The organism is Mesorhizobium abyssinicae, from assembly GCF_049887195.1.
Taxonomy (GTDB): domain Bacteria; phylum Pseudomonadota; class Alphaproteobacteria; order Rhizobiales; family Rhizobiaceae; genus Mesorhizobium; species Mesorhizobium abyssinicae.
In genome coordinates, this window is record NZ_JARAKC010000131.1 from 1 (window position 1) to 401 (window position 401).

The 401-nt window shown below is 72.8% G+C and carries 1 protein-coding gene; it reads left to right on the forward strand.

All coding sequences use genetic code 11. The features are described 5' to 3' along the window. On the forward strand, window positions 1-401 hold a 401-nt coding region (locus tag PU724_RS33960), incomplete at both ends, for an AMP-binding protein (RefSeq protein WP_426213860.1).

Sequence of the window (401 nt, forward strand, 5' to 3'; positions counted from 1 at the left end):
GGCGAGCTCAACGCGCGCGCCAACCGCCTGGCGCATCATCTGGTCGGCCTTGGCGTGAAGCCGGACCAGCCGGTGGCGATCTGCCTGGAGCGCAGCCCGATGATGGTGGTCGGGGTCCTGGCGATCCTGAAGGCGGGCGGCGCCTATGTGCCGCTCGACCCGGCCTATCCGAGCGCGCGCCTCACCCAGGTGCTTGAGGATGCCGCGCCGCGGCTGCTGCTTTGCGATGCGGCCGGTCGCCAGGCGCTCGGCGCGCAGGCGCTTGGCCATGTCGGCGTGGTCGACCTCGACACCGCCGCACCCGCCTGGGCCGGGCAGCCGGCTTGCGATCCCGACCCGCGCGCGCTCGGGCTCACCGCGCGCCATCTCGCCTATATCATCTACACCTCAGGCTCCACCGG